Annotated in this window: 6 protein-coding genes and 2 pseudogenes; 3 read left to right on the forward strand and 5 right to left on the reverse strand. The window is 54.8% G+C overall.

Annotated elements, in window-relative coordinates:
• Nucleotides 1-119: 119 nt before the first annotated feature.
• The 5 genes and pseudogenes from H8S63_RS19325 to H8S63_RS19345 form a co-directional block, all read right to left on the reverse strand.
• Nucleotides 120-260: pseudogene (locus tag H8S63_RS19325) on the reverse strand (DUF4134 family protein); the annotation flags it as partial.
• A 198-nt stretch (nucleotides 261-458) separates the two neighbouring features.
• Nucleotides 459-1,187 (reverse strand): hypothetical protein, encoded by a 729-nt coding sequence (locus H8S63_RS19330; RefSeq protein WP_008645601.1) that lies wholly within the window; start codon nucleotides 1,185-1,187, stop codon nucleotides 459-461.
• 21 nt (nucleotides 1,188-1,208) lie between these two features.
• Nucleotides 1,209-1,556, reverse strand: a complete 348-nt coding sequence (locus H8S63_RS19335; protein WP_008645600.1) for a DUF3408 domain-containing protein — start codon at nucleotides 1,554-1,556, stop codon at nucleotides 1,209-1,211.
• A gap of 2 nt (nucleotides 1,557-1,558) precedes the next feature.
• Nucleotides 1,559-1,999: a DUF3408 domain-containing protein gene (locus tag H8S63_RS19340; protein WP_005944168.1), complete on the reverse strand. Its 441-nt coding sequence runs from the start codon at nucleotides 1,997-1,999 to the stop codon at nucleotides 1,559-1,561.
• Nucleotides 2,000-2,001: 2 nt separating this feature from the next.
• On the reverse strand, nucleotides 2,002-3,051 hold the full coding sequence (locus tag H8S63_RS19345) for a ParA family protein (RefSeq protein ID WP_008645599.1): 1,050 nt from the start codon (nucleotides 3,049-3,051) through the stop codon (nucleotides 2,002-2,004).
• A 422-nt stretch (nucleotides 3,052-3,473) separates the two neighbouring features.
• Between H8S63_RS19345 and mobA the strand changes: the two genes are divergently transcribed.
• From mobA to H8S63_RS19360, 3 genes and pseudogenes are all read left to right on the forward strand, one after another.
• Nucleotides 3,474-3,899 (forward strand): conjugal transfer protein MobA, encoded by a 426-nt coding sequence (gene mobA, locus H8S63_RS19350; protein ID WP_005944180.1) that lies wholly within the window; start codon nucleotides 3,474-3,476, stop codon nucleotides 3,897-3,899.
• The gene (mobB, locus tag H8S63_RS19355; RefSeq protein WP_008645598.1) at nucleotides 3,878-5,128 is read left to right on the forward strand and encodes a conjugal transfer protein MobB; all 1,251 of its coding nucleotides are present in this window, start codon (nucleotides 3,878-3,880) and stop codon (nucleotides 5,126-5,128) included. The genes mobA and mobB overlap by 22 nt, the downstream gene beginning before the upstream one ends.
• Before the next feature lie 32 nt (nucleotides 5,129-5,160).
• Nucleotides 5,161-5,844: pseudogene (locus H8S63_RS19360) on the forward strand (YWFCY domain-containing protein); the annotation flags it as partial.
• Nucleotides 5,845-5,951 lie beyond the last annotated feature (107 nt).

Below are 5,951 nucleotides of genomic sequence, written 5' to 3' on the forward strand. Positions count from 1 at the left end.
TCGCACAAAGAGATTACTCGCAATGCACGTACTCTCAGACTACTGCAAACGGAATTGCAGGTGTAATCAATGAATTAAATCATAGTTACACAATCACTTACGCGGCTCACGTGTCACACGCCGGGGTCGAAATACGAACTCACCATAGAGGTGGCTTCGTTGATGCCCGCGATGCCGTTTCCCTGCGCGAAGGCGGAGGCGGTTGCGGCAATAAGAAGTGCCGCAGATAGGATAAGTTTCTGTCTGTTGTTCTTGTTCATAAACTGTTCTTGTTTTGTGCCGTCAAAAGGGTGGATGGTCCTTTATCGGGCGGTTGATACTCGGTTACTTTTCTTTGGTTTAGTGGGCTGCCCGTTTGTTTCTACGGACTTGGGTGTGTCCGTTGCGGACCGGACGTGCCTTGCGCTTCCTCGCCGCATGGGTGTAATTTTACATTTTCATTACCATTTCTTTTTTCGTTATACATAGTCGCGGATGTCGAAGTCCTCAATATTGTCCGGGACGACAAAATCCTTTTTCGGCTTCTTCAGCCGGATTTCGATAAGCCCCTTGATGCGGATGCTCATTTCGGACGAGCCGGTCATCAGCTTCTCGTACAGCTCCGTCCCTTCCATGTCGGTGAAGACCTTTGCCGCCCGCTCCCGTTCCGTCGCTGTCGCTTCCGGTTTTTTGGCGGTTCTGACCGCATCGTCTATCTCGTCGAAACTGCTTCCCGATGCCCTCGGCGCGTCGGGCGTTTCTTCCTCCGGCTCGTCCTCCCCGAACTCCAGTTCCGAAGGCGTGAGGCTCGTGAAGGTTTCGTCGAGTTTATCCTCCGGGACTTGTGCGGGACGGGACACGGTTTCCGTGTTTCCGTCGTCAAAAGTAGCCTCTTCCTCCGTCAGCTCAATGCCTTTTTCCGAAGTGGCGGCTTCTTGCGTCGGTATGGCAGCGGTTGTCCGGGTCGGTGCCATCCTGAAACGGCTCTTGCCGATGATGTCCGGGGTGTCTGCGGGCGGTGTTTCCCTTACTGTTTCGGGCTTTGCCGCAGTGCCGCCCAACGACCGCCACAGTCCGGCTATGCTTCTGAGGAAGCGGACAAGTCTGGTTTCCATGATCCTGTCATAAAGGAGCAGGAACAGAAACCACAGGTTGCAGCCGACCGATACGGTCAGCAGAATATCAGTCATGCTTATTGTTTCACTCATGCACGTTCTCTTTTTTGAGGGTTAAAATACTGCGTCGTAATTCCGGGCGTAAAGGCTCTTTATCGCCTCCTCGCACTGGTTGAAGTGGTGCGTAAGCACATGGTCGATGTAGGCGGACAGCGACAGCCGGTCGTGCCCGATCACACGGGTGATGCGCATGATGCGGTCGTGGTACTCCGGGCGCACATACGCCATCTTTCCCTCGCGTGCCTTCACTTCGGCTTCACGGATGAACAGCCGTTCATAGTCCTTCTCACCGCATTTGCCGCCTAACGGCACGGGGGACAGGATTTCCACACTCGCCTGCACTTGGGCAAGCATACCGCCGCCGTCATGCTGCGGACTTCTGTTTTTCCGGTTCTTTTCCATATTCAAATCAAGTCTTCACGTTGTTTCTTGTACAGTTCGTTTATTTTCTCCTTGTGCTGTTCCAGATGTTGGCGCAGCACGGTGTCCACGTAGCCGCCTACCGAGATTTCACGCCCGGCGATGTCGTTCACGATTTTGAGAATCTTGCTGTGGACGTCACGGCTGATATAGACGCACTGGCGCGTCTTTATCTCGTTGCGGCGGAGGAACAGCCCGGAATAGTCGTCCTCCTGCCGTTTGCGGCGGACGGTGTCCCTCTGCGGTTTTTCCTTTGCCGTGTATTGCACGGGCGGCGGTTCCGTCTCAGGGACGCTTTCTTCTTCGGGAGCAGGCGCGGGCGGCTCCTGCGCGTGGTACAGGGTCCCGTCCTGCCTGCGTCTGCCGATGGAGGCTATCAACAGTTCCTCGTCAATGCCTTCGGTGTTCACTTTCCTGCTGCCCATGATTATTGAGGTCTGATGATACGGCTTATCTCTTCCGAGAACTCACGGATGCCGCTTCCTTTCAGCAGGGACGCATCCATCGGGAAGATAGTCGAGCGGAACACGCTCTTGCGCTCTTCCGAGAGGTCGCGCCGGAACTTCTTGCTGTCGGGCAGGCGGGTGGACAGCACCGGCAGCCCCATCTCGGCGATCACATCCTCATACAGGTCGTAAAGCCCGTTCTTCTCCCTGCCGTCCACCATCGTCCAGAACAGGTACAGCCCTTTTGTTTTCGCCTGTCCCGTCGTCATGAGGTTGTCACGGAACATCACGGCGAATTGCAGGGTGCTTTCCACGACAAAACGGTCGGCACTCATGGGCGCGAAGATGTAGTCCATCTGCGAGAGGGTCTTGACCACGCCGTTGCTTTTCAGGGTTCCCGGCATGTCGAAGAACACGACGTCGGGTTTCACCTCTTCTGCGGCAAGCATCCTTTCGGCGTCATCGAGGGCGTCAAGGGCGTCGCTTGCGATGACCGGATAGGCGTTCTTCCTTATCTTGCGGAAGTGGTCACACGCGAGTGCCTTGAAATAGAGGCTCCCGCCGATAAGTCCCGTTTCACGTTCACGCAACCCGTGTATGCTGTGCTGTGGGGCGTCGCAGTCTATGACGGCGACATTGTGTCCTTTCACGTTGTGGAGGTAGTTGGCGGCAAGTGCCGTGACGGTGGATTTGCCGATACCCCCTTTCTGTGTTGCGAATGCAACGAATGTTTCATTACTCATGGTTCTGTTGGTTTTAATGGTTGATGAATTGTTTTCCTGCTCCGATACGGAATCGGTGACATGTATATCCGCATCCGCGAATCTCCGCCCGTCCGGTTCGTCACGTATCCGCTTCAACGGTGAGGCAGGGATTCGGATAACTGGTGAATGACGACATTGCGTCATGAAGTCATTGAATCCGTGAATCACCGCGTCATTGGAAAGCCGGGTATCCGAAGGTTCGGGTATCCGGTCAGGCAAATAGCCGCCGAAGCGGTTTGCCGGGTATTTGAAAGCCTCATTTTTCATATCTTCAAATTGTTCGTTTCTTGAATCATGCTGCAAATAAACAAGGATATTTTGGAACCTGTACCACTTCCCCGGCAAGTGGCGGCATGTTGCGCCGGTTGGCACTGATTGTCCGGGTCAAGCCTCTGTCCGATACCGCTTTAAGGGCGTAACTTTGCACCCGAACGGCAGGGTTCGCCGCAGGTGGTGCAGCCCGGAGTTTGAAAGGCATTCCCCCAATCCGTCCCCGACGGATTTTTATGTTCGCCTGAACATAGCAAGATGTCTTTTCAGCCGCTCAAAACGTTTTGAGCAGCCACGAAAAGCACTTGCCCTTGCAGGGGGCGGGCTTCCTCTCCGAAGTCGGGAAGCCTTTCAAACCTGCGGTGTCTGTGCCAAGAAGCGGCGGCTTATGCCGTCCATCCGCTAAATCCAAAGTTTATATGAAAGAGAAAAGAAACAAGACCGGGAGAAATCCCAAACTTGACCCGGCGGTGTTCCGTTACACCGTCCGTTTCAACGAGGAGGAACACAACCGTTTCCTCGCCATGTTCGAGAAGTCGGGCGTTTACGCCAAGTCGGTTTTCATCAAGGCGCACTTCTTCGGGCAACCGTTCAGGGTGCTGAAAGTGGACAGGACGCTGGTGGATTACTACACCAGACTGTCCGATTTCCATGCGCAGTTCCGCGCGGTAGGCACGAACTACAACCAAGTCGTGAAGGAACTCAGGCTGCATTTTTCCGAGAAAAAGGCGATGGCGTTGCTCTACAAGCTGGAGCAACAGACCGTCGAACTCGTGAAACTGAGCCGTCAGATTGTGGAACTTTCAAGGGAAATGGAGGCGAAATGGTCGCAAAAATCAGTGTAGGAAAGTCGTTGTACGGCGCGCTTGCCTACAACGGGGAAAAGATCAACGGGGCGAAAGGGCGGCTGCTCACCACCAACCGCATCTACAATGACGGCACGGGGACGGTGGACATACGCAAGGCGATGGAAGGTTTTCTCGCCTGTATGCCGGAGCATACGAGGGTGGAGAAACCGGTACTCCATATCTCGCTCAACCCGCATCCCGACGACGTGCTGACAGATACGGAATTGCAGGACATCGCACGCGAGTATCTGGAGAAACTCGGCTACGGGAACCAGCCGTACCTTGTTGTCAAGCACGAGGACATAGACCGTCACCACCTGCACATCGTGACAATCAATGTGGACGAGAAAGGCAGGCGGCTCAATCAGGATTTCCTCTTCCGCCGCAGCGACCGCATCCGCAGGGAACTGGAACGGAAGTACGGGCTGCACCCGGCGGAGCGTAAGAACCTACGGCTGGAAAATCCGCTGCGCAAGGTGGACGCTTCGGCGGGCGACGTGAAGAGGCAGGTCGGAAATACCGTCAAGGCTCTGAGTGGACAGTACCGTTTCCGGACGATGGGCGAATATCGCGCCCTCCTATCCTTATATAATATGACGGTGGAGGAAGCGCGGGGAAACGTGCGCGGGCGTGAGTATCACGGGCTGGTCTATTCCGTCACCGATGATGCCGGGAACAAGACTGGCAACCCGTTCAAGTCCTCGCTTTTCGGGAAGTCCGCAGGCTATGAAGCCGTGCAGAAGAAGTTTGCCCGTTCCAAACAGGAGATTAAGGACCGGAAACTCGCCGACATGACGAAACGCACCGTGCTTTCCGTGCTTGAAGGCACGTATGACAAGGAGAAGTTCGTTTCGCGGCTCAAGGAAAAGGGCATCGACACCGTACTGCGCTACACGGAGGAAGGGCGCATCTACGGAGCCACGTTCATAGACCACCGAACGGGCTGCGTGCTGAACGGCTCGCGCATGGGCAAGGAACTTTCCGCCAACGCCTTGCAGGAACACTTTACGCTGCCTTATGCCGGACAGCCGCCGATTCCGCTGTCCGTTCCGGTGGAAACAGAAGAGGATATGCGCGGACAGACCGCATCCGACCACGAGAACACGGCGGGCGGTGTCGGTCTGCTCACTCCCGAAGGTCCGGCTGTGGATGCCGAGGAGGAAGCCTTTATCCGGGCGATGCAGCGCAAGAGGAAAAAGAAGAGGCGCAAGGGCTTGGGAATGTAACCGTAAGTATCAACATCAAAATTTTTCAATCTATGTCACAACAAGAAGACGATTTGAGGGCATTGGCGAAAATCATGGATTTTCTGCGTGCCGTGAGTATTATTTTAGTGGTCATGAACGTGTACTGGTTCTGCTATGAAGCCATACGGCTCTGGGGCGTGGACATCGGCGTAGTGGACAGAATCCTGATGAACTTCAACCGCACGGCGGGGCTGTTCCATTCCATCCTCTACACGAAACTGTTCGCCGTCCTCCTGCTTGCCCTGTCCTGTCTGGGGACGAAGGGCGTCAAGGGAGAGAAAATCACTTGGGGAAGGATCTGGACGGCACTTGCCGCAGGGTTCGTGTTGTTCTTCCTCAACTGGTGGATACTGGCATTGCCGCTGCCGGTTGAAGCGGTGACGGGACTTTACGCGCTGACCGTAGGCACGGGCTATGTCTGCCTGCTGATGGGCGGTCTGTGGATGAGCCGCCTGTTGAAACACAACCTTATGGATGACGTGTTCAACAACGAGAACGAGAGCTTCATGCAGGAAACACGGCTCATCGAAAGCGAGTATTCGGTCAATCTGCCCACCCGCTTTTATTATAGGAAACGTTGGAACAACGGCTGGATCAACGTGGTGAACCCATTCCGCGCCTCCATCGTGCTGGGTACGCCGGGCAGCGGAAAGTCATACGCGGTGGTAAACAGTTTCATCAAGGTGCGACACGAAGTTGCGTAAATAATTGTTCAAAATTCTAATCCACGAGCTGGAATTGAATGATTGAACCCGTTGTTCCGTCAACGGTAGCCTACGGACAGATGCACCAATAGTGATAA

It is taken from the genome of Bacteroides sp. NSJ-39 (assembly GCF_014287315.1).
In the GTDB taxonomy this organism is placed as follows: Bacteria; Bacteroidota; Bacteroidia; order Bacteroidales; family Bacteroidaceae; genus Bacteroides; species Bacteroides finegoldii.